The sequence below is a fragment of the Agrococcus sediminis genome (assembly GCF_007923295.1).
Classification (GTDB): Bacteria; Actinomycetota; Actinomycetes; order Actinomycetales; family Microbacteriaceae; genus Agrococcus; species Agrococcus sediminis.
This window is the reverse complement of the sequence record NZ_VOIR01000011.1, coordinates 254,620-275,232: the sequence shown is the minus strand read 5'-3', so window position 1 is coordinate 275,232 and position 20,613 is coordinate 254,620. Positions and strand designations below refer to the sequence as shown.

Annotated in this window: 17 protein-coding genes and 1 pseudogene; 4 read left to right on the top strand and 14 right to left on the bottom strand. The window is 75.4% G+C overall.

Going from position 1 to position 20,613, the window contains the following annotated elements; translation table 11 throughout:
- Positions 1-30: 30 nt before the first annotated feature.
- The 10 genes from FQ330_RS01760 to hemE form a co-directional block, all read right to left on the bottom strand.
- Positions 31-483 (bottom strand): hypothetical protein, encoded by a 453-nt coding sequence (locus FQ330_RS01760; protein WP_128189890.1) that lies wholly within the window; start codon positions 481-483, stop codon positions 31-33.
- Positions 480-1,496 carry a serine hydrolase domain-containing protein gene (locus tag FQ330_RS01755; RefSeq protein WP_128189891.1) on the bottom strand — a complete coding sequence of 339 codons (1,017 nt, stop codon included), beginning with the start codon at positions 1,494-1,496 and terminating at the stop codon, positions 480-482. The genes FQ330_RS01760 and FQ330_RS01755 overlap by 4 nt, the downstream gene beginning before the upstream one ends.
- A 21-nt stretch (positions 1,497-1,517) precedes the next feature.
- Entirely contained in the window at positions 1,518-3,158 is a 1,641-nt protein-coding gene (locus FQ330_RS01750; protein ID WP_146354704.1) for an ATP-binding cassette domain-containing protein, read from the bottom strand.
- Positions 3,159-3,376: 218 nt separating this feature from the next.
- Positions 3,377-3,865: an aminoacyl-tRNA deacylase gene (locus FQ330_RS01745; protein ID WP_146354702.1), complete on the bottom strand. Its 489-nt coding sequence runs from the start codon at positions 3,863-3,865 to the stop codon at positions 3,377-3,379.
- Between the two features lie 152 nt (positions 3,866-4,017).
- Positions 4,018-4,836 (bottom strand): uroporphyrinogen-III synthase, encoded by an 819-nt coding sequence (locus tag FQ330_RS01740; protein WP_146354700.1) that lies wholly within the window; start codon positions 4,834-4,836, stop codon positions 4,018-4,020.
- A 92-nt stretch (positions 4,837-4,928) separates the two neighbouring features.
- Positions 4,929-5,867: a hydroxymethylbilane synthase gene (gene hemC / locus FQ330_RS01735; protein WP_225792638.1), complete on the bottom strand. Its 939-nt coding sequence runs from the start codon at positions 5,865-5,867 to the stop codon at positions 4,929-4,931.
- Positions 5,864-7,117, bottom strand: a complete 1,254-nt coding sequence (locus tag FQ330_RS01730; RefSeq protein WP_128189542.1) for a ferrochelatase — start codon at positions 7,115-7,117, stop codon at positions 5,864-5,866. Before FQ330_RS01730 ends, hemC begins: the two co-directional genes overlap by 4 nt.
- Before the next feature lie 56 nt (positions 7,118-7,173).
- The gene (gene hemQ / locus FQ330_RS01725) at positions 7,174-7,893 is read right to left on the bottom strand and encodes a hydrogen peroxide-dependent heme synthase (protein ID WP_146354698.1); all 720 of its coding nucleotides are present in this window, start codon (positions 7,891-7,893) and stop codon (positions 7,174-7,176) included.
- A complete protein-coding gene (gene hemG / locus FQ330_RS01720) occupies positions 7,890-9,578 on the bottom strand; it encodes a protoporphyrinogen oxidase (protein WP_225792637.1) in 1,689 nt (562 codons plus the stop codon). Before hemG ends, hemQ begins: the two co-directional genes overlap by 4 nt.
- A complete protein-coding gene (gene hemE, locus FQ330_RS01715) occupies positions 9,575-10,672 on the bottom strand; it encodes a uroporphyrinogen decarboxylase (protein ID WP_146354696.1) in 1,098 nt (365 codons plus the stop codon). The genes hemG and hemE overlap by 4 nt, the downstream gene beginning before the upstream one ends.
- Positions 10,673-10,754: 82 nt before the next feature.
- On the opposite strand from hemE, the gene FQ330_RS01710 reads away from it, so the two are divergent.
- The 3 genes from FQ330_RS01710 to FQ330_RS01700 all read left to right on the top strand — a co-directional run bounded on the left by FQ330_RS01710 (position 10,755) and on the right by FQ330_RS01700 (position 15,823).
- Positions 10,755-12,119 carry a glutamyl-tRNA reductase gene (locus FQ330_RS01710; protein WP_146354694.1) on the top strand — a complete coding sequence of 455 codons (1,365 nt, stop codon included), beginning with the start codon at positions 10,755-10,757 and terminating at the stop codon, positions 12,117-12,119.
- A complete protein-coding gene (locus FQ330_RS01705) occupies positions 12,116-13,615 on the top strand; it encodes an MFS transporter (protein WP_225792636.1) in 1,500 nt (499 codons plus the stop codon). The genes FQ330_RS01710 and FQ330_RS01705 overlap by 4 nt, the downstream gene beginning before the upstream one ends.
- Before the next feature lie 138 nt (positions 13,616-13,753).
- Positions 13,754-15,823, top strand: a complete 2,070-nt coding sequence (locus FQ330_RS01700; RefSeq protein WP_146354692.1) for a glycogen debranching N-terminal domain-containing protein — start codon at positions 13,754-13,756, stop codon at positions 15,821-15,823.
- A 147-nt stretch (positions 15,824-15,970) separates the two neighbouring features.
- On the opposite strand, the pseudogene FQ330_RS01695 reads toward FQ330_RS01700, so the two are convergent.
- Positions 15,971-16,165 (bottom strand): annotated as a pseudogene (locus FQ330_RS01695) (carbohydrate ABC transporter permease); the annotation flags it as partial.
- Between FQ330_RS01695 and FQ330_RS01690 the strand changes: the two are divergent.
- Positions 16,139-16,609, top strand: a complete 471-nt coding sequence (locus tag FQ330_RS01690) for an amylo-alpha-1,6-glucosidase (protein WP_225792677.1) — start codon at positions 16,139-16,141, stop codon at positions 16,607-16,609. The pseudogene FQ330_RS01695 and the gene FQ330_RS01690 overlap by 27 nt on opposite strands.
- A gap of 6 nt (positions 16,610-16,615) precedes the next feature.
- Here FQ330_RS01690 and nhaA read toward each other — a convergent pair whose 3' ends face one another.
- The 3 genes from nhaA to FQ330_RS01675 all read right to left on the bottom strand — a co-directional run bounded on the left by nhaA (position 16,616) and on the right by FQ330_RS01675 (position 20,211).
- Complete coding sequence (gene nhaA / locus FQ330_RS01685) at positions 16,616-17,869, bottom strand: Na+/H+ antiporter NhaA (RefSeq protein ID WP_146354689.1); 1,254 nt, start codon at positions 17,867-17,869, stop codon at positions 16,616-16,618.
- Positions 17,870-18,082: 213 nt separating this feature from the next.
- Positions 18,083-19,063, bottom strand: a complete 981-nt coding sequence (locus FQ330_RS01680) for a carbohydrate ABC transporter permease (protein ID WP_146354687.1) — start codon at positions 19,061-19,063, stop codon at positions 18,083-18,085.
- Entirely contained in the window at positions 19,060-20,211 is a 1,152-nt protein-coding gene (locus FQ330_RS01675) for a carbohydrate ABC transporter permease (RefSeq protein WP_146355316.1), read from the bottom strand. Before FQ330_RS01675 ends, FQ330_RS01680 begins: the two co-directional genes overlap by 4 nt.
- Between the last annotated feature and the right edge of the window lie 402 nt (positions 20,212-20,613).

Here is a 20,613-nt window from a genome sequence, read left to right as displayed (position 1 = left end):
TCGGCACGGCCGCGACGGCGGCGGCGGCGCTCAGCCGAGCGCGACGACCTCCACCTCGGCGTCGCCGGTGCGGTACCGCACCGGCATGCCGGGGTGCGCGAGCGCGAACCAGAACGTGCTCGTGCCCGCGTCGCCCCGCACCTCGTAGCGCAGGCACTCGAGCTCGCCGACGGCGAGGCGGATGCGCTCGGTCGCGACCGACGTCGCCTCGGCCGGGAACGCGGCGTGGCCCTGCAGCTCGCGCCACGTCGCGCGGCGGCGCCGCACCTGCCCCGTCGGCCGGCCCGACGCATCCGTCGTCACCGTCGTGCACGTGCAGCCGTCGGCGTCGCCCTCCTCGAAGCCCGACCGGTGGAAGGCGACCTCGCCGGCGCGCTCGGTGCGCGAGAGCACCCAGCGGCCGTCGGGGCAGCCGGCGCGGATCTCGGCGGCGGTGAACGGCGTCGGCGCGAGGCCGGGCCCGAGCACGTGCGGGTCGCTCATGCCCGCAGCTCGGCGTCGACGGCCTTCGCGAGCGCGCCGATCACGGGCCACGCGCCCTCGGAGCTGTTGCCGAGCACGCTGACCGTCGTCCGCGCCGCGATGAGGTGGGTCGAGCGGAACGAGGCGCCCGCGTCGTAGCCCTCGAGCACGAGGGCCGGATGCGTCGCGTGCAGCCAGAGGCCCATCCCGGAGCGCAGTCCCTCGTCGGGCACGTCGTGGCGCGGCCGCATCATCGCGTCGACCGTCGCGCGCGAGACGATGCGCCCGTCGAGCAGCGCGAGCCAGAAGCGGTGCAGGTCGGCGGCGGTCGTGAACGCGCCGCCGTCGCCGTTGCCGAGCACCGGCAGGTGCAGCGTGTTGACGAGGTCGCCCTCGTCGTCGAGGTAGCCGAGCGCCGCGTCGGCGGGGAGCGCGTTGAGCGGCAGGAACCCGGTCGAGGCGAGCCCGGCCGGCTCGAGCACGAGGCGGCGCACCGCCTGGTGGTAGGTCTCGCCGGTCGCCCGCTCGAGCAGCACGGCGAGCACCATGTAGCCGCCGTTGCAGTACGCGAACCGCTCCCCCGGCGCGAACGCCTGCGGGTGCCCGTCGAGCACCGGCAGGAACGCCTCCGCGGTGGTCAGCCGGTGCACGGGCACGCTCAGCACGAAGTCCGAGACCTCCCACTCGGCCTCCTCGTCGAGGTAGTCGCCGATGCCGGAGGTGTGGGTGAGCAGGTGCTCGATCGTGACGGCGGCGTCGACGAGCGGCAGGTCGTCGCCGAGCAGCGCGCGCACCGGCTGGTCGAGCCGCAGCGCGCCCTGCTCGACGAGCCGCAGCACCGCGAGGGCGGTGAACGACTTGCTGCCGCTCGCGATCGCGATGCGCGCCTCGGGGATCATCGGCACGCCGTGCGCCCGGTGCAGGAAGCCCTCGCAGCGCTCGAGCGTGCGCCGCTCGCCCTCGTCGATCGTCACGACGCCGGTGAAGGCGCGCTTGGCGACGGCCTCGTCGAGCGCCTGCCGATCGAAGCGCATGGCTGCCTCCGCGGGTGCTGGTCACCTGGATGCTACGCCGCGATCGTCGAGCCTGCGCCCCTCGACCCTCCACTCCCGCGCGATGCCGAGACGGTCGACGAACGCGGCGTCGTGGCTCACCACCACGAGCGCTCCCTCGTAGGCCGCGAGCGCCTCCACGAGCCGGTCGACGCTGTCGAGGTCGAGCGAGTTGGTCGGCTCGTCGAGCAGCAGCAGCTGCGGCGCCGGGTCGGCGAGCAGCAGCCGCGCGAGCGCGAGCCGGAACCGCTCCCCGCCCGAGAGCTCGCGCACCCGCTGCTCGCCGCGGTCGCCGCGGAAGAGGAAGCGCGCGAGCTGCGCCCGCACCTCGAGCGGCGACCGGGTCGGCGCCGTCTCGCGCACGGCGTCGACGAGCGTGGCGTCCTCGTCCGGGAACCGGATGCGCTGCGGCAGCATCGCGGTCTCGCGGATGCGGTGGGTCACCTCGGCGACGGGCGCGGGCCGGCCGTCGGCCCGGGAGGCCGCCGTGCCGGCGATCGCGTCGAGCAGCGTCGTCTTGCCCGCCCCGTTGGCGCCCGTGAGGGCGATGCGCTCGGGCCCGCGCACCGCGACCGCCTCGCCGCCGGGCAGCCGCAGCGCGAGCACGTCCCGCCCCGCGGGCACGCGCGTGCCGGGCAGGGCGATGCGGATGGTGCGGTCGTCGCGCACGCGCGCCGCTGCCGCCTCGAGCGCCGAGGCGGCGGTCGACTCGCGCCCCTCGTGCAGCGCCTTCGAGCGCGCGGTCGTGCGCTCGGCCTTCCGCTGCAGGCCGCCGGCGATGATCTTCGGCATGCCGCCCGCGAGGAACGCGCGCCGCCCCGCGGCCTGCGACCGCGAGCGCCGCTCGGCCGCCTCGATGCGCTCGCGCCGCTCGCGGCGCAGCAGCTGCTCGGCGTCGCGCACGTCCTGCGCCGCCGCCGCCTGCTCCGCCTCGAGCGCTGCCCGGTAGGCCGAGTGCGGCCCGTCGAACGTGCGCAGCACCGAGCCGGTGCCCGGTCCGGGGGCGTGCAGCTCGGCGATGCGGTCGACCCGCTCGAGCAGCGCGACGTCGTGGCTGACGACCACGAGCGAGCCGCGCCACGCGCCGACCGCGTCGTGGAGCCGCGCGCGGGCGTCGGCGTCCAGGTTGTTCGTCGGCTCGTCGAGCAGCGCGATGTCGGCGCGCTGCAGCCGGATCGCGGCGAGCCCGACGAGCACCGCCTCGCCGCCGGAGAGCGTCGCGATCGGGCGGCGCAGCAGGTCGGCGTCGCCGGCCAGGCCGAGGGCGGCGAGCTCCGCGAGCGCCTCCGCCTCGACGCCCCAGCGGTCGCCGACCTCGTCGAAGCGGTGCGGGGCGACGTCGCCCGACTCGATGGCCGCGATCGCGTCGAGCACGCCCGCGATGCCGAGCGCATCCGCCACTGTGCCGGGCCCGAGAGCCAGCTGCTGCGGCAGCGCGGCGACCGTGCCGTGCACGACGATGTCGCCTGCGGCGGGCGAGAGCGAGCCGGCGATGAGGCGCAGCAGCGTGGACTTGCCGGCGCCGTTCATGCCGACGAGGCCGGTGCGCCCGTGGCCGAGCGCGCTGGAGACGCCGTCGAGCACGGGCGTGCCGTCGGGCCACTGGAACGAGACGCGCGAGAGCGCGATGACAGGGTGTGCCAAGAGGGATCCTCCGAGAGCGGGGAGCGCTGACGGATGGGTCGACGATGCGTGGTCGTCGGGTCAGCGCCGGGTCGCGGCTCCGTGGATCTCGGTCATCGTGGCTCCTGGGGGTGCGGAGGGCGTCGGCGCTGACACCGCCGACGACTGCTCGAGCGACGCTACACGCCCGGCGGGGTGCGCGCCAGCGCCCCGTGGCGTCGCGCGTGAGGGTGGATGCGTCAGCGCGGCGCCTCGGGATCGGTCACGTCGGCGACCTGCGCGCCCAGGTGCGCGACGAGCGCGTCGCCGTCGACCGTCGCCGCGACCCCGTGGTCGCCGCCGCCGATGGAGACGCGGTGGCCGAGCACGCGCTCGTCGGCGACGACGGGCAGCGGCCGCGTCGTGCCGAACGGGGTGATCGTGCCGCGGCGGAACCCCGTCACCGCGAACGCCGCCTCGCCGTCGGGCATCGACAGCCGGCTGACGCCGAGCAGCTCGCGCAGCTTCGGCCACGCGATCGTGCGGTCGCCGGGCACGAGCACGAGCAGGTGGTCGCCCTCGCCGCGGCGCACGACCATCGTCTTGATGACCTCGGCGGGGCTCACGCCGCGAGCCTCGGCGGCCTCGGCGAGCGATCCGACGCGCCCGTGCCGGGTGATCTCGTGCTCGAGGCCGGAGGCGGCGAGCGCCTGGAGCGCGGGGTTCGTGTCGCGGGCGTGCTCGCTCATGCGCCCACGGTACGCCGCGCGCGACCCGTTCCACCCTCGAGGACCCGTTCCACCCGGGAGGACCCGGTGCACCGGGTCCCGTTCGGTCGAAGGGGTCCCTCTGCGGGGGGAACGGAGCGCTTGCGGGGGATCAGTGCGGGGCGGCGCCGGGCTCAGCGCCCCGCGGCCGCCACGAGCGCCGCGACGAGCGCCTGCGCGTTCGGCCGCTGCGCGATGCCCGCGACCCGCAGGCCGTGCTTGCGGCAGTCCTCGGCGGTCTGGTCGCCGATCGCGATGATGCGCGTGTCGCCCGCGAGGCCGAGCCGCGCGACCTGCTTCGCGACCGAGCCCGAGGTGACCAGCACCGCGTCGATCGGCGTCTCGGCCGGCTCGACGGCGGTCAGCACGGCATCGGCGCCGTCCTCCCCCGCCGCCTGCAGCTCCTCCTGCTGCCGCGTCGCATCCGCGCCGACGACCGGGATCGCGCCCGTCTGCGTCGAGACCGCCTCGGCGAGCGCGTCGCCCGACTCGAACACCGGCACCGTGCGGTACGCGACCACCTCTGTCACCTGCATGCCGTGGCGCCGCAGCCCGTCGGCGATCGTCGGCCGCGCGTCGAGCGCGTGCGGCCAGAGCACCCGCCCCTCGCGGATGGGCCACTCGTCGACGAGCCCGGCCGCCGACTGCTTCGTGGGGATGAACGCGACCGGCACGCCGCGCTCCCGCAGCGATGCGGCCGTCACCGCGCCGACGGCGGCGACGTGCACCGAGACCGGCACGCGCGGCAGCACCCGCACGGTCGACTGGCTCGTGACGACGAGCCAGTCGAAGCGGCCCTCGGCGAGCTGCGCGAGGATGCGCTGCAGGTGCTCCTGGTCCTCGGCCGGCTCGATCGTGACGAGCGGCAGGATCAGCGGCTCGAAGCCCGCGTCGGTGACGAGCCGGGCGACCTCGTCGCCCCAGCTGCCGCCACGGGGGATCAGGACGCGCATGGCTTCCTCCCTGGGTCGGTGCCGAGCAGTCTCGCAGAGGCGGCGGACGCGGCGCGCCCGACCACCCGCGCGCCGCCCGATCCGCCGGAGCCTCAGCCCTCGGTGCGCGCCTCGTGCACGAGGTCGGCGGCGCCGGCCTCGAGCAGCTCGGCGACCGCCCGCTCGGCCACGTCGCGCGCGCCCTCCGCGAGGTCGGCGGGCGCCGTCGAGTCGAGCGTGAAGGCGTGGGATGCGCCGAGGCGGCGGGAGCCGTCGGTCGCGTACGCGATCGCGGTGAGGAAGAGCATCCCGTCGGCGACCTCGGCGTGCGCGGCCACCGGTGCCGCGCATCCGGCCTCGAGGCCCGCGAGCACGCGCCGCTCGGCGTCGGCCGCGGCCCGGGTGGGGCCGTGGTCGGTCTTCGCGACGGCGGCGCGGCTCGCGCCGTCGCCCTCGCGGATCTCGACGGCGAGCGCGCCCTGCGCGGGCGCGGTCGGGAAGTCGACGAGGTCGAGCAGCTCGGTCGCGCTGCCGTCGAGCCCGAGGCGCTTGAGGCCCGCGAGCGCGAGCACGACCGCGTCGAGGTCGGCGTCGTCGCCCTGCGCCCGCGCGAGGCGCGTGGGCACGTTGCCGCGGATGTCGACGACCTCGATGTCGGGCCGCGCGAGGCGCAGCTGCGCCGCGCGCCGCGGCGACCCGGTGCCGACCTTCGCGCCCTCGGGGAGCCCGGCGAGCGTGAGCCCGTCGCGGGCGCACAGCGCGTCGCGGGGATCCTCGCGCTTCGCGACCGCGGCGAGCTCGATGCCGGCGGCGGGCGCCGTGGGGAGGTCCTTCATCGAGTGCACCGCGACGTCGACGCGGCCCTCGAGCAGGGCATCCCGCAGCGCCGAGACGAACACGCCCGTGCCGCCCAGCTGCGACAGCGAGGTGCGGTCGACGTCGCCCTTCGTCGTGATCTCGACGATCTCGACGTCGCCCGCGAAGCGCGCGGCGAGCGCCTTCGTCTGCGCCATCGCGAGCGCCGAGCCGCGCGTGCCGACGCGCAGCGTCACGGCTGCAGCCCGGCGATCGCGGGCCGGAAGCCGAGCCGCGGGTTCTCGCAGCAGCCCGGCCGGCACACGTCGTACCAGGTGTGGATCGAGGTGACCGCCTTGCGCTCGGCGACCGGCCGCCCCTCGAGCCGCTCCTGCACGAGGTCGACGAGCGCGCCCACGTACTGCGGGTCGACGCCCGGCGTCGGCGCGCGGCGCACCCACAGGCCCCGCTCGGTGGCCGTCTCGATGGCCTCCTCGTCGAGGTCCCACATGACCTCCATGTGGTCGCTCACGAAGCCGAGCGGCACGATCACGACCGCCTTGCGGCCGCCGTCGCCGACCGGGAGCTCGTCGATCGCGTCGTTGATGTCGGGCTCGAGCCACGGCTGCGAGGCGGGCCCGGAGCGCGACTGGTAGACGAGCTGCCAGGCGACGCCCGGCGCCGCCTCGCCCATGACCCACTCCGCGGCGGCGAGGTGCTGCGCCTCGTAGCCGCCGCCCGGACCCCACTCGTGCAGGTCGGGCGCGCCAGAGCGCTCCGCGTCGGCGGTGGGGATGCTGTGGGTCGCGAAGAGCACCTCGACGTCGCCGTCGGCGAAACCGGCCTCGCGCGCCTCGGCGACCGTCGCGCGCACGCCGTCGACGAACGGCGCGAGGAAGCCCGGGTGGTTGAAGAACTGGCGCACCTTGTCGATCTGCATCGACGCCTGCAGCCCGGTCGCCTCGAGCGCGTCGGCCCAGTCCTCGCGGTACTGCCGGCACGACGAGTAGGAGGAGTAGGCCGAGGTGGGGATGGCCAGCAGCCGCGTCGCGCCCGCATCGGCGGCCTGCTGCAGCGCCTCGTCGAGGTACGGCGCCCAGTTGCGGTTGCCCCAGTAGACGGGCAGGTCGACGCCGGCCTCGGCGAGCGCGCCCTCGAGCGCGGCCTTCAGGTCGCGGTTCTGCTGGTTGATGGGGCTGACGCCGCCGAAGTGGCGGTAGTGGGTCGCCACCTCCTCGAGCCGCTCGTCGGGGATGCCGCGGCCGCGGGTGACGTTGCGCAGGAACGGCAGCACGTCGTCCTGCCCCTCCGGCCCGCCGAAGCCCGACAGCAGGATGCCGTCGTACGCGACCGGCTCCTCCACGTGCTCGGGGCCCGGCTGGGCGGCCGGCGTCGCGCTCGCGACGGCCGCTCCCGGCTCCAGGTGCACGGCCGTCGCCGCCGGCGCCTTGGTCTCGCGCCGGGCCGCCTGCTGCTCCGCCTGCTGCTGCTCGGGCTGCTGCTGCATCCCGCCGCAGCACCCGCCGCCGCAGCATCCGCCCTGGGGCGCATCCGTCATCTCGCTCATGCGAGCACCTCCTCGATCTCGTCGACCGCGATCCTGCGGCCCGTGAAGAACGGCACCTCGTCGCGCACGTGCAGCCGCGCCTCGACGGCGCGCAGCTCGCGCATCATGTCGACGAGCTCGACGAGCTCGTCGGACTCGAGCGGCAGGATCCACTCGTAGTCGCCCAGCGCGAACGCCGAGACGGTGTTCGCGAGCACGCCGCGGTAGGCGGCGCCCGCGCGGCCGTGCTCGGCGAGCATGCGGCTGCGGTCCTCGGCCGGCAGCAGGTACCAGTCGTAGGAGCGGTTGAAGGGGTAGACGGTCACCCAGCGCTTGGGCGCGATCCCGCGCATGAACCCGGGCACGTGCTGCTTGTTGAACTCGGCGTCGCGGTGCACGCCCATGGCGCTCCACACCAGCGTCGTGCCGGCGAGCTCGCGCGAGCGGCGCACGCGGCGCATCGCCGCCTGCAGCGCCTCGGGGCGCGTGCCGGCGGTGCCGTGCAGCCAGACCATGATGTCGGCGTCGGCGCGCATGCCGGAGACGTCGTAGATGCCGCGGGCGATGATGCCCTCGGCCTCGAGCGCCGCGAGCTCCTTCTCGAGCGGCGCGCGGCCGCCGTTCGCGGCCGGGCCGCCGCGGCGGTGCACGCTCCAGATGGTGAAGCCGTCGTCCTGCGCCTCGGCCTGCCCGTGCTCGTCGGGCTGCTCGTGATGGGCGTGCTCGTGCTCGCTCATGCCTCTCCTCGGTCGTGTGCGGTCGCGGTGTCGTCGGCCGCGGCGCCGGGGGCGCCCGCGGTGTCGTTCGGGGCGGATGCGCCGGCGGATGCCCGCGCGTCGTCGCCGTCGGGCGCGGGGCCGGCGGCCCCCTCCTCGGGGGCGACGTCGTCGGTCCAGGGCCTCCCGGGCTCGACGAAGCGCTCCCGCCGGATGCCGAGCGCGGCGGCGCGGGCGTCGGGCACGACCTGCGCGAGGCCCGTGCCGGCGACGGCGGCGCCGACGACGAGCAGCTGCTCGTGCGCGGCCGCGGCGGCGCGGATCGCCCGCTGCCGGGCGGCCGCACCGACGACGCTCGCCGGCTGGCCCTGCTGCCAGCGCACGCGCGCGGCGGCGACGGGCTCGGGCAGCTCGCGGCCGAGGATCGCGCGCGCGTCGGCGAGCGCGAGCGCGACGGCCGCCGCGTCGTCGAGGCCCTCGGTCGCGGGCGGGGTGCGGCCGGAGCCGTAGCTGAGGCGCACGACCTCGCGGCCGCCGGCGGCCTCGCGCAGCCACGGCCACTTGGCGCTCGAGTGGGTCATCGCCTTCGCCCGCACCGCGGGCGCGTCGCCGGCGACGAGCACGCCCGTGCCGCGCGGGTCGCCCTCGATCGCGCCGGCGGGCAGCACGAGCGTGACGAGCTCGACGGTCACGCCGCCCGCGTCGGCGGCGAGCCCGGCGAAGCCGTCGACGCCGGCGAGCACGCGCAGCGCCTCGGCCTCGGGAAGCGCGACGACCAGCGACGACGCGTCGAAGACGCCCGCATCCGTCTGCAGGGTCCAGCCGGTGCCGGTCGGCTCGGCGGCGAGCACGCGCACGCCCGTGCGCAGCTCGGCGCGGTGCTCGCGCGCCCGCTCGGCGAGCGCGGCGGTGAGGCGGTGGACGCCGCCGCGGATGCCCTGCACGGCGCTGCCCGGACGGCTCGCGTTGCTCGGGGCGGCGTCGCCGCGCGCGACCGCGGCGGCGCGCTCCTCGAGCACGACCGCCACGGCGCCCGAGAGCGATCCGGCCTGCGTGAGCGCGTTGTTGAGGCCCGGCGCCACCGTCGCGACGTCGAGCAGGTCGGGGTCGGCCGAGTAGACGCCGCCGGCGAGCGGGCCGACCAGCCGGTCGAGGGCCTTCCTCCCCATGCGGCGGCGCACGAGCGGGCCGAGCGCGTCGTCCTTGCCGATGCGCAGCACCGGCATGAGGCGGTCGAGGTAGGCGCGCACGGCGCCGCCCCAGCCGAGCACGTCGATGACGTCGCGCGCGAGCGGCGACGAGGGGATGCCGAGCAGCGTGTGCTTCGGCAGCGGCACGGCGCGGTCGGCGAGCTGCAGCCAGGCGCCGGCCGGGTTGGGGCTCACGATGTCGTCGCCGAGTCCCAGCTCGCGCGCGAGCTCGGCGACCGCGCCGCCGCGGGTCGCGAACGACTCGGCGCCCGCGTCGAGCGCGAGGCCGTCGACCTCGATCGGGCTCGCGACGCCGCCGAGGCGATCGGAGGCCTCGAGCACGAGCACCCGGTAGCCGCGGGCGGCCAGCTCGTGCGCGACCGTGAGGCCCGCGACGCCCGCGCCGGCCACGATCGTGTCCCAGCGCTCGGCGCCCGCGCCGCCGGGCGCATCCGCACCCTCGGCGGGCGCGGCGCCGGCCTCGGGGCCGGGCTCAGCCCCGGTCACGTCGGTCACCGCGCATGCACCGCCTGCACGATGCGGGTCAGCACCGCGGGGTCGGCCGTCGGCGGCACGCCGTGGCCGAGGTTGAACACGTGCGCGCGCGCGACGGATCCCGCGATGAGCACGTGGTCGATCGCGGCCTCGACGATCTCCCACGGAGCGCCGAGCACCGCCGGGTCGAGGTTGCCCTGCACGGTCACGTCGGCGTCGATGCGCTCGAGCGCCTGGTCGAGCGGCACGCGCCAGTCGACGCCGATGCAGTCGACGTCGAGGTCCATCGCGCCGTAGAGCTCGCCCGCCCCGACGCCGAAGTGCACGAGCGGCACGCGGCGGCCGGATGCGTCGGTCAGGTCGCGCACGGCGTCGAGCGCGAGGCGCGAGGCCGGAGCGACGTGCTCGCGGTACTGCTCGAGCGGCAGCGAGCCCGCCCACGAGTCGAACAGCTGCGCGGCGCTCGCGCCCTGCTCGACCTGCGCGCGCAGGAAGCGGCCCGTGACGTCGGCCGCCCAGCGGGTCAGGGCGTCCCACGCGTCGGGGTGGGAGCGCATGAGGGTGCGCGCCTCGAGGTGGTCCTTCGACGGGCGGCCGGCGACGAGGTAGGCGGCGAGCGTGAAGGGGGCGCCCGCGAAGCCGATGAGCGGGGTCGTGCCGTCGCCGATCTCGGCGAGCCCCGCGATCGTCTGGCGCACGCCCTCGCGGATCGGCTCGAGCGCCTCGTCGAGGCGGGCCGGGTCGAGCGCGACGAGGCGCTCGACGTCGGCGGGGGTGCGCACGGGCTCGGCGACGACCGGACCGACGCCGGGCTCGATCGTCACGTCGACGCCGACGAGGCGCAGCGGCACCATGATGTCGCTGAAGAAGATGGCCGCGTCGACGCCGTGGCGGCGCACCGGCTGCAGCGTGATCTCGCTCGCGAGCACCGGGTCGAGGCACGTGTCGAGCATGTCGCGGCCCTGGCGCAGCGACCGGTACTCGGGCAGCGAGCGCCCCGCCTGCCGCATGAACCACACGGGCGTGACCTCCGGGCGGTCGCCGCGGTAGGCGCGCACCAGGCCGGAGGCTCCGGTGCGGGTGTTGAGCGGGTGGGTCTCGGGCAGCGCAGGCATCGCATCCATTGTCCCACCTCCGCGCTGGGGGCGCTCGCCCGCCGCCGACGGGGCGGGCTGGGGGACGCGGTAGGATGGTCGGGTGCTCATCTGCCTGACGGCGAGTCACAAGAACGCCGACTTCACAGCCCTCGAGGCCCTGTCGTCGGCAGACGCCGCGCAGCTGCCCACCTCCTTCGCCTCGCACCCGTCGATCGAGGGCGCGATCGTCGTCTCCACCTGCAACCGCTTCGAGGTGTACCTCGACGTCGACGCCGACCGGGACGAGGCGCCGGGCATCGCGCAGACGGCCGCGACGGATGCGCTCGGGTTCCACCACCCCGAGACCCTCGAGCCGCTCGTCGAGGGCCGCGCCGCCGAGCACCTGTTCGCCGTCGCCGCCGGCCTCGAGTCGGTCGTCGTCGGCGAGGGCGAGATCGCCGGCCAGGTGCGCCGCGCGCTGCAGTCGGCGCAGGACGCCGGCACGACCTCCCCGAGCCTCGAGCGCCTCTTCCAGCGCGCGTCCGAGACGCAGCGCGGCATCAAGAACCGCACCGGCATCGGCGAGGCCGGCCGCTCGATCGTGCGCCTCGCGCTCGACCTCGCGAGCGCCCGCGTCGACTTCACCGGCGCGCGCGTGCTGCTCGTCGGCACCGGCCGCTTCGCGGGCGTCTCGCTCGCCGAGCTGCGCCGCCGCGGCGCCCAGCACATCGAGGTCTGGAGCCCCTCCGACCGCGGCGCCGGCTTCGCCCGCAGCCACGCGATCGGCTACGTCGACCCGCGCGACGCCCCGCTCGCCGCCGCGACCGCCGACGTCATCGTCACGTGCACGAGCGCCGACCACCACGTGGTCGACGCCGCGCTGCTCCGGGCCGGCCGCGAGCGGCTCGCCGCGACCCACGCCTTCCCCGGCTCCGCCGTGCAGCCGCACGACGCATCCACCTGCCCCGTCGCGCTCGACCCCACCGCCGAGGGCTGCCCGCTGCACGCGGGCCCCGGCGCCGAGTGCCCGGTCGACCACGGCCGCGCCTCGCAGCTCGTGATCGACATGGGCATGCCCCGCAACGTCGACCCCGACGTCGCGACCGTGCACGGCGTCGAGGTGCTCGACCTCGAGACGATCCGCCTGCACGCGCCGCTCGAGCACCTCACCGCCACCGAGGACGCCCGCCACCTCGTGCGGAAGGCCGCCGCGCGCTTCGAGCGCGGCACCGCCGAGCGGCAGCTCGGCCCCGCGATCGCGGCGCTGCGCGAGCACGTGCAGGGCGCGATGGACGCCGAGCTCGCCCGCATCGCCAAGCGTGGCACCGAGGAGGAGCGGCGCCTCGCCGAGCAGGCGCTGCGCCACTTCGCGGGCGTGCTGCTGCACAAGCCCACCGTGCGGGCGCGCGAGCTCGCCGCCGAGGGCAGGCACGACGACTTCCTCGCCGCGATCCAGGCGCTGTACGGCATCGACGACGTCGCGTGACGCCGCCTCGCGGCGGCGCTGACGGCCGCGGCGACGCCGATCCGCTCGAGACCGGCGCGCTCGACGCCGGCTTCGGCCCCACCGACCCGCTCCCGAGCGACCCGGTGACCGGCGACCACGCGATCCTCCCGCGCGCCGCCGAGCGCGGGCAGCACGCCCCCGGCGACGCCGAGGCGCCGCGCCGCCGCATGGTCGACCTCGCACCGCTCCGCGCCTCGCCCGCCTTCGCCAGGCTCTGGATCGGCAACGCGATCAGCGGCATCGGCGCGCAGATGACGGTCGTCGCCGTCGGCCTGCAGATCTTCGACATGACCGCGAGCACGATGATGGTCGCACTCGTCGGCGGCATCGCGCTGCTGCCCATGGTCGTCGCAGGCCTCTGGGGCGGCATGCTCGCCGACGCCTTCGACCGGCGCGCCCTGCTCATCGCCTCGAGCCTCACCGGCTGGGGTGCCGTGCTCGGCCTCGTCGCGCTCTCGACGTGGGACGCCGCGCTCGTCGCCGAGGGCGGCCGCGCACCGGTGTGGCCGTTCTACGTGCTCACGACGATCAACACCGTCGCCGCGACCATCTCGGGGGCGACGCGCAGCGCCGTCACCCCGCGCATCCTGCCCGCGCACCTCCTCTCGCGCGCGGCCGCGCTCAACGGCATCGCGATGGGCACCATGCTGACGCTGGGCCCCGCGGCCGCCGGCGTGCTCGTCGCGACCGTCGGCCTGCCGATCACGTTCGCGATCGACGCGGCGCTCTTCACCGCCGGCTTCCTCGGCGTGCTCGGCCTGCCGCGCCTGCCCCCGCTCGGCGCGGTCGCGAAGCCGGGCCTCGCGTCGCTGCGCGACGGCTACCGCTTCCTGCGCCAGGCGCCCAACATCCGCATGTCGTTCGTCGTCGACATCATCGCGATGACGTTCGGCCGGCCCTACGCGCTGCTGCCCGCGATCGGCGCCGTCGCCATCGGCGGCGGTCCTGTCACCGTCGGCGCCCTGACCGCGGCGGCTGCCATGGGCACGCTGCTGGCGAGCCTCTTCTCGGGCCCGGTCGCGCACATCCACCGCCACGGCGTCGCGGTCGCGCGGGCCATCACCGTCTACGGGGCGTTCGTGCTGCTGCTCGGCGCCGTCATCCTCGCCATGGCGCTCGGCTGGGGCGGGCCGGTCGCCGCAGCGTGGCCGCAGGTGTCGTGGCCGGCGCTCGCCGTCGCCGCGATCGCGATGGCCGGCATGGGCGCGAGCGACGAGATCAGCGCGATCTTCCGCTCGACGATGATGCTCACCGCCGCGCCCGACGACATGCGCGGCCGCACGCAGGGCCTGTTCACCGTCGTCGTCACCGGCGGCCCGCGCATCGGCGACCTCTACGCGGGCATCGCGACCACGCTCGTGGCGCTCTGGGCGCCGCCGCTGCTCGGCGGCATCCTCATCGTCGTGCTCATCGCCGTCGTGACGCGCGCGCAGCGCTCGTTCCTCGCCTACGACGCGCGCCGGCCGACCCCCTAGCGCCTCGGCGGCGATGGCGCTCAGCAGACGCGCACGGCCTGCGGCACTCGTGCGCGAAGGCTGAGGGCGCCTTGCGGGACGCGGTTCTGCAACAGGACTAGTTTTGGGCCAGCCGCACCGCACAGCGATCGGAAGCCCATGTGTCACGAGCAGAGCAGGGGTGTCGGGAGACCGCCGCTCCTCCACACCGAGCTCGTGGCGCTCGCGGCTCCCACGCAGGTCTGGTCGCACCGCGACGGCACGATGGGCGGCAGCAGCGCCTACGGCGTCTACCACGGCGACTGGCGCTACGTGCGGGGCGTCGAGCTGCTCGTCGACGGCGCGCCCGTCGAGCACATCACGACCGCAGACGAGGCCGACTGGGTCGTCTTCCACGCCGTCGCGCGCGACCTCGACGCGCGCGCCCCCGCGGCGCGCGTCATGGTCGAGCGGATGCGCGAGGTCGCGCCGGGCGCGGTCGTCGAGCGGGTGACGATCGTCAACGGCCGCGACGTGCCCGTCAACGCCGCGGTCGAGCTCGTCTGCGACATCGAGCTCGCGCCGATGTGGACGGTCCGCGCCGGGGATCCGCGCCCGGTCGAGCTGCGCATCCGCGTCGAGGACGGCGTCGCGATCGCCACCGACGGCACCCGGGTGCTGCGCTGCACGAGCCGCGGCGGTGAGCTGCGCGTCGAGGGCAGCCGCGTCATCGCCTCGCGCCACAGCGTAGTGCTGCCCGACGACTGGGCCGGCTTCGCGCTCGAGCTCGAGCTCGACGACCCGACGCTCGCGGTGACCGGCACGCCGTGCCCCGCGCCGTGCGCGGGCGTGCGACCGACCGGCCGGCCCGCGCTCGACCGGTGGGCCGAGCGCGCCGTGACCGACCTCGAGGACCTCCTGCTCGACGCCGGCCACGGCGCGTTCCCCGCCGCGGGCGCCCCCTGGCACGTGACGATGGTCGCGCGCGACGCGCTCATCGCCTCGCGGCTGCTGCTGCCGCTCGGCACCGACCTCGCCGAGGGCACGCTGCGCACGCTCGCCGCCCGGCAGGGCGTGCGCACCGATCCTGCCACCGGCGAGGAGCCCGGCCGCATCCTGCACGAGCTGCGGCAGGACTCCATCGAGCTGCCCTGGATGGGCGTCGAGCTGCCGCCGGTCTACTTCGGCTCCATCGACGCGACGCCGCTGTGGATCGTGCTGCTGCACGACGCCTGGCGGGCGGGGCTGCCGCTCCAGGCGGTGCGCGAGCTGCGCCCGTCACTGCACGCGGCGCTCTGGTGGCTCGACACGCGCACGGGCGACGGGTTCCTCAGCTACCCCGAGGAGTCGGGCACGGGCCTCGCGAACCAGGCCTGGAAGGACTCCGCCGACGCCATGCGCTTCGCCGACGGCGGCATCGCCGCCGGCTCGCTCGCGGTCGCCCAGGTGCAGGGGCTCGCCGTGCGGGCCGCGGTCGGCGCCGCCGACCTGCTCGACGCGCTCGGCGACGGCGGCGAGCGGTGGCGAGGCTGGGCGGAGCGGCTGCGCGAGCGCTTCCGCGCGGCCTTCTGGGTCGAGCACGGCCGCGAGCGCTTCCCGGCCCTCGCGCTCGAGGCCTCGGGTCCCCAGGTCGACGCGCTCACGAGCGACATCGGGCAGCTCATCGGCACGACGCTGCTGTCGGCCGAGGAGGAGCGCGAGGTGGCCCGCCTGCTGCTCGACCCGCGGCTCTCGTCGGGCTTCGGCCTCCGCACGATGGCGACCGACGCGGGCGGCTACTGGCCGATGTCCCAGCACTGCGGCGCGATCTGGCCGCACGACACGGCCGTCGCGATCGAGGGCCTGCTGCGCGCGGGGCTCGGCGCGGAGGCCGCGGCGCTCGCCGAGCAGCTCGAGCGGGCGGCGGATGCGTTCCAGGGCCGGATGCCGCAGCTGTACGCCGGCTACGGGCTCGACGACACCGCCGCGCCGATCCCCGTCCCCGGGGCGTGCTCGCCCCAGGCGTGGAGCGCGGCAGCCGTGGTGCCGGTGCACCAGGCGCTCACCGCCCGCGCCGCGAGCGCGGTCGGGCCGATCGCGGTCGAGCGGCACCTGCACGCGCTCACGCCGCTCGCGCCGAGCGCGCCGGAGCCCGCGCGCGACGCAGAGCCGGCGCGCGCGCAGCGCGTCGCGGCGGGCGGCGCGGTGCGCCGCGAGCACGCGTACCTGCGGCTCGTGGAGCCGGATCGGTCGCCGCCGTCGGTGGAGTAGACGGGGGCCGGGGCGCGACGATGCTCCTCGACCTCGACGCCTGCGGGAGTGCAGAGGTCTCGGGACGCGTGCGGCTTCGCCGCGCGCTCCTCGACCTTGAGGCCTGCGGGCGCAACGGCGGCTCGGCCGCCATTGCGCCCTCCGGCCTCAACCCTTCTCGCCGCCCTCCGTCGTCGACATGATGCGCTTCTGGAAGATGAAGAACATCACCGCGACCGGGATCGTCATGAGCACCGCCGCCGCGAGCTTGAGCGGGAACTGCGTGCCCGAGCCCAGCTGCCCCGACACGAGCGAGCCGACACCGGTGGTCAGCGTGTGCAGCTCGGGGCTCTGCCCCTCGACGGCTCGGGCACCCCGGTCGACGCGAAGACGTCGAACATGGGCCAGCTGCTCGGCACCTCGCTCCTGTCGGCCGAGGAGGAGGCCGCGGTCGCGCGCCTGCTCGTCGACGAGCGCTTCGCGTCGGGCTGGGGCCTGCGCACCATGGCCTCCGACGAGGGCGGCTACTGGCAGCTGTCGTACCACTGCGGCTCGGTGTGGCCGCACGACACGGGCGTCGTGATCGAGGGGATGCTCCGGGCCGGCCTCACGGCCGAGGCCCGGACGCTCTCGGCGCAGCTCGTGCGCACGGCCGACGCCTTCGATGGGCGGCTGCCCGAGCTGTTCGCCGGGTTCGGCGCCGACGAGGCGGCGACGCCGGTCGCCTACCCGGCGTCGTGCCGCCCGCAGGCGTGGAGCGCGGCCGCGGTCGTGCCGGTGCACCGCGCGCTCGCAGCGCCGCGGTAGCCGGGCTCAGCCGCCGATGCGCTCCTGGGGCGCGTCGGCGACGCCGTCCTCGTTCATGTCGGCGCTGCGGGCCTGCTTCGCATCCCAGCGCAGCAGCGGCGCCGCGAGCACCGCGGCGAGGCCGGAGCCGATGAGCACCGCGAGCTTCGCCGCGTCCGTGCGCGCGGCGTCGTCGAACGAGAGCTCGGTGATGAGCAGCGAGACGGTGAACCCGATGCCGGTGAGCAGCGCCACCGGCAGCAGGTCGCGCAGGCCGATGCCGTCGGGCAGCCGCAGCGGCGTGACGCGCGTGACGATCGCCGTGACGCCCAGCACGCCCACGAGCTTGCCGAGCACGAGCCCGGCGACGACCGCGAGCAGCACCGGCTGCGACGCCACCTCGGCGAACCCGCCGCCGTCGGCGACCGAGACCCCCGCCGAGCAGAACGCGAAGATCGGCAGCGCGATCGCGGTCGACCACGGGCGCACCGCCGCCTCGAAGCGGTGCGTGCGCGTCTCCGACTCCCCCAGCACGGGCTTCGCGGGCACGACCGCGCCGAGCAGCACGCCCGCGATCGTCGCATGCACGCCCGACTCGTGCATGAGCCACCACGCGACGAGCGCGATGGGGATGAGCAGCCACCAGCGCGCCCAGCGCGTGCGCACCACCAGGGCGAAGACCGCGACCGCGAGCAGCGCGCCGAGCAGCGCGAGCAGCTGCACGCCCGCCGTGTAGAAGACGGCGATCACGACGATCGCGAGCAGGTCGTCGACCACCGCCAGCGTGAGCAGGAAGGTGCGCAGCGCCGTCGGCAGGCCGCGCCCGAAGATGGCGAGCACCGCGAGCGCGAAGGCGATGTCGGTCGCCGCCGGGATCGCCCAGCCGGTGAGCGCCTCGGGGTCGCCGGCGGCGAGCACGACGCCGACGTAGACGAGCGCCGGCAGCGCCATGCCGCCGACCGCGGCGAGCACGGGCACCGCCGCCTGCCGGGGGTTGCGGAGGCTCCCGGCGACGATCTCGTGCTTCAGCTCGACGCCGACGACGAAGAAGAAGATCGCGAGCAGCCCGTCGGCCGCCCAGGTGGCGACGCTCAGGTCGAGGTGCAGCGCCGCCGGCCCGACGGTCGTCTCCATGAGCGCGGCGTACGAGTCGCGCCACGGCGAGTTCGCCCAGATGAGGGCGACGGCGGCGGCGACGAGCAGCAGCGCGCCGCTCGTGGTCTCGAGGCGCAGGCTCTGCGCGAGTCGCTCGCGACGGCGGATGGGCGGGGTGGACTGCATGGCGCTCCTCTCGGCACCGCCGAGCCGGGTCGCTCAGCGGGACGCCGACCAGGCTTCCCGGCTCACCGCGTCCAGGGTATCGCGGGGGCGGGGCGGCTGGCTGGGCGGCATCGTGCTGCGTGGAGCAGGTCTCGGTACGCCGGGCTGCGCCCGGCTACTCGACCTTGAGCGCTCCGGGCGCAACGCGGCGGTGCCGCATTGCGCCCTGCGCGCTCAACCCTTGGCAGACCCCGCGAGCAGGCCCCTGACGAAGTACCGCTGGAGCCCGAAGAACACGAGCAGCGGCACGACGAGCGACACGAACGCGCCGGCGGTGAGCCGCTCCCAGTTCTCGCCTCGGGAGCCCGCGAGCTCGGCCAATCGCTGCGTCAGCGGCGCGGTGTCCGGTGTGCCGGAGGAGAACACGAGCGCGACCAGCAGGTCGTTCCAGACCCACAGGAACTGGAAGATCGCGAACGACGCGATCGCCGGCGTCGCGAGCGGCAGGATGATGCGGAAGAAGATCTGCCCGTGCCCTGCGCCGTCGACGCGCGCGGCCTCGATGACGTCGGCGGGGATCGCCGAGATGAAGTTGTGCAGCAGGAAGATCGCCAGCGGCAGGCCGAAGATCGCGTGCGCGATCCAGACCGGCAGGAACTGGCGCTCGCTGATGAACGGCACCGCCTCGTGCAGCGCGTCCTGGAACGGCTGCAGGAAGGTCACGAACAGCTGCAGCAACGGGATGAGCGCCATCTGCAGCGGCACGATCTGCAGCGCGAAGACCACGACGAAGAGGGTCGACGAGCCCTTGAACTTCACCCACGCGAAGGCGTAGGCCGCGAGCGCCGCGAGCACGAGCGGGATGATCGTGCCCGGGATCGCGATCGCGAGCGAGTTGACGAAGTACTCGCCCAGCTGCGGCGACGACGCCGAGCCCGAGAAGAGCACCTCGCCGTAGTTCGCGAGCGTCAGCTGCGGGTCGCCGAAGAACGTCCACCAGCCGGTCGTCGAGATCTGGCCCGCGGGCCGGAAGGACGACAGCAGCAGGCCGAACGTCGGGATGGTCCAGATGACGGCGATGATGAGCGCCGCGATGGTCGCGCCCGGGCTCGTGAGCCTGCGCTTGACGCGGTCCGCCCGCGTCGTGCCGCCGAGCGACGCATCCGCCGACTTAGGGGTGATCTCGGGGTCTGGGGTCACGGCAACGGAGCTCATCGGATCGCCTTCTGCTGGTTCAGGACGCGGATGTTGTAGACGACCACCGGCAGCACCATGATGAACAGGATCAGCGCCAGTGCCGCGCCTCGGCCCGGCTCGCCGGATCGGAACGCCTGCGTGTACATCTCGTTCGCGACGACGGAGGTGTTGAAGTTGCCCGCGGTCATCGTGCGGACGATGTCGAACACCTTGAGCGTCGCGATCGAGATGGTCGTCACGACCACGACGAGCGAGGTGCGGATGCCCGGCACCGTGACGTTCGCGAAGCGCTGCCACGGGTTGGCGCCGTCGATCTCGGCCGCCTCGAGCTGCTCGGTCGGCACGCCCTTGATGGCGGCCGAGAGCACGACCATGGCGAAGCCGGTCTGGATCCAGATCATCACGACGATGAGCGCGAGCGTGTTCCACGGGCTGTTCTGCAGGATCTGCTGCGGCTCGCCGCCGAACCACACGATGACCTGGTTGACGAGGCCGATCTGCTCCTGCTCGGGGCCGCGGTAGGCGTACATGAAGCGCCAGATGATGCTCGCGCCGACCATCGAGATGGCCATCGGCATGAACACGAGCATCTTGTAGACGCGCTCGCCGCGGCTCTTGTCGATGAACACCGCGTAGGCGAGGCCGATCGCGGTCGACAGCAGCGGCACGAGGATGACCCACACGACGGTGTTGCCGAGCGTCACGAGCGCCTCGGGCTGCGTGAACATCCAGACGAAGTTCTCGATGCCGTTGAACGTGCCGCTCGCGTCGGTGAACGCGAGGACGGTCGTGCGGATCGCCGGGTAGACGAGGCCCACCGTGAGCAGCAGCGCCGCCGGCATGAGGAACACGAGCATCGGCTTCGAGTCGTCGTGCTGGTCGGCGAGGTAGCCGAGCACGCCGACGATGCTGAGCGCCGCGGCGGCGGCCCACGGCCAGACGCCGATCGGCTGCTCGCGGCCCTGCTCGAGCACGAACGCGACGGCCACGACGGCGACCGCGGCGACGAGCCAGGCGATGAGCCGCACGTGGCGGCGGATGCGATCGGGGAGGAACGCGATGGCCGCCGTCGCCAGCAGCGCGGCCGCGAGCGGCCAGCCGACGATGGGCGCCGCGAGCACGAGCGCGGGCGTGACCCAGTCGAGCGCGGGGATGCTCTCGGCCATCTGGGCGAGGATGACGAGCGCGATGACGAGCGCCGCGCCGAGCAGCCGCATGACGGCGCTGCGCACGCGCGGTGCCGCCGGCTGCAGGAGGCGGTCGAGCAGCCACTGCAGGACGACGACGGCGATGCCGGCGACGCCGACCAGGATGGCCGCGTTCGTCAGCTCCTGCGTCATCCACGGCACGGCGCCGTAGAGCACGCGGGCCAGGACCGCGATGAGCGCGAACGCCGCGATCAGGATCACGCGGGGGCGCAGCCCCTGCTTGATCGCCGCGCCCCAGCTGGCCATGCGCGGCTTGTCCTCCGGGCGATCCAGGAACGCCAGCAGCAGCGCCATGACGACGCCGAACGCCGCCAGGCCCACGAGCGCCTGCATCACCTTGCCGATGAGATCCATCGTGCT

Coding starts and splice junctions, on each gene's coding strand:
- FQ330_RS01745 (WP_146354702.1), bottom strand. CDS start 3,865: ATGAGCGAGCACGCCCGCGACACGAACCCCGCGCTCCAGGCGCTCGCC.
- hemE (WP_146354696.1), bottom strand. CDS start 10,672: ATGCCTGCGCTGCCCGAGACCCACCCGCTCAACACCCGCACCGGAGCC.
- nhaA (WP_146354689.1), bottom strand. CDS start 17,869: ATGCAGTCCACCCCGCCCATCCGCCGTCGCGAGCGACTCGCGCAGAGC.
- FQ330_RS01700 (WP_146354692.1), top strand. CDS start 13,754: ATGTGTCACGAGCAGAGCAGGGGTGTCGGGAGACCGCCGCTCCTCCAC.
- FQ330_RS01730 (WP_128189542.1), bottom strand. CDS start 7,117: ATGCAGCAGCAGCCCGAGCAGCAGCAGGCGGAGCAGCAGGCGGCCCGG.
- FQ330_RS01760 (WP_128189890.1), bottom strand. CDS start 483: ATGAGCGACCCGCACGTGCTCGGGCCCGGCCTCGCGCCGACGCCGTTC.
- FQ330_RS01755 (WP_128189891.1), bottom strand. CDS start 1,496: ATGCGCTTCGATCGGCAGGCGCTCGACGAGGCCGTCGCCAAGCGCGCC.
- FQ330_RS01740 (WP_146354700.1), bottom strand. CDS start 4,836: ATGCGCGTCCTGATCCCCCGTGGCGGCAGCTGGGGCGACGAGGTCGCC.
- FQ330_RS01675 (WP_146355316.1), bottom strand. CDS start 20,211: ATGGCCGAGAGCATCCCCGCGCTCGACTGGGTCACGCCCGCGCTCGTG.
- FQ330_RS01680 (WP_146354687.1), bottom strand. CDS start 19,063: ATGAGCTCCGTTGCCGTGACCCCAGACCCCGAGATCACCCCTAAGTCG.
- hemQ (WP_146354698.1), bottom strand. CDS start 7,893: ATGAGCGAGCACGAGCACGCCCATCACGAGCAGCCCGACGAGCACGGG.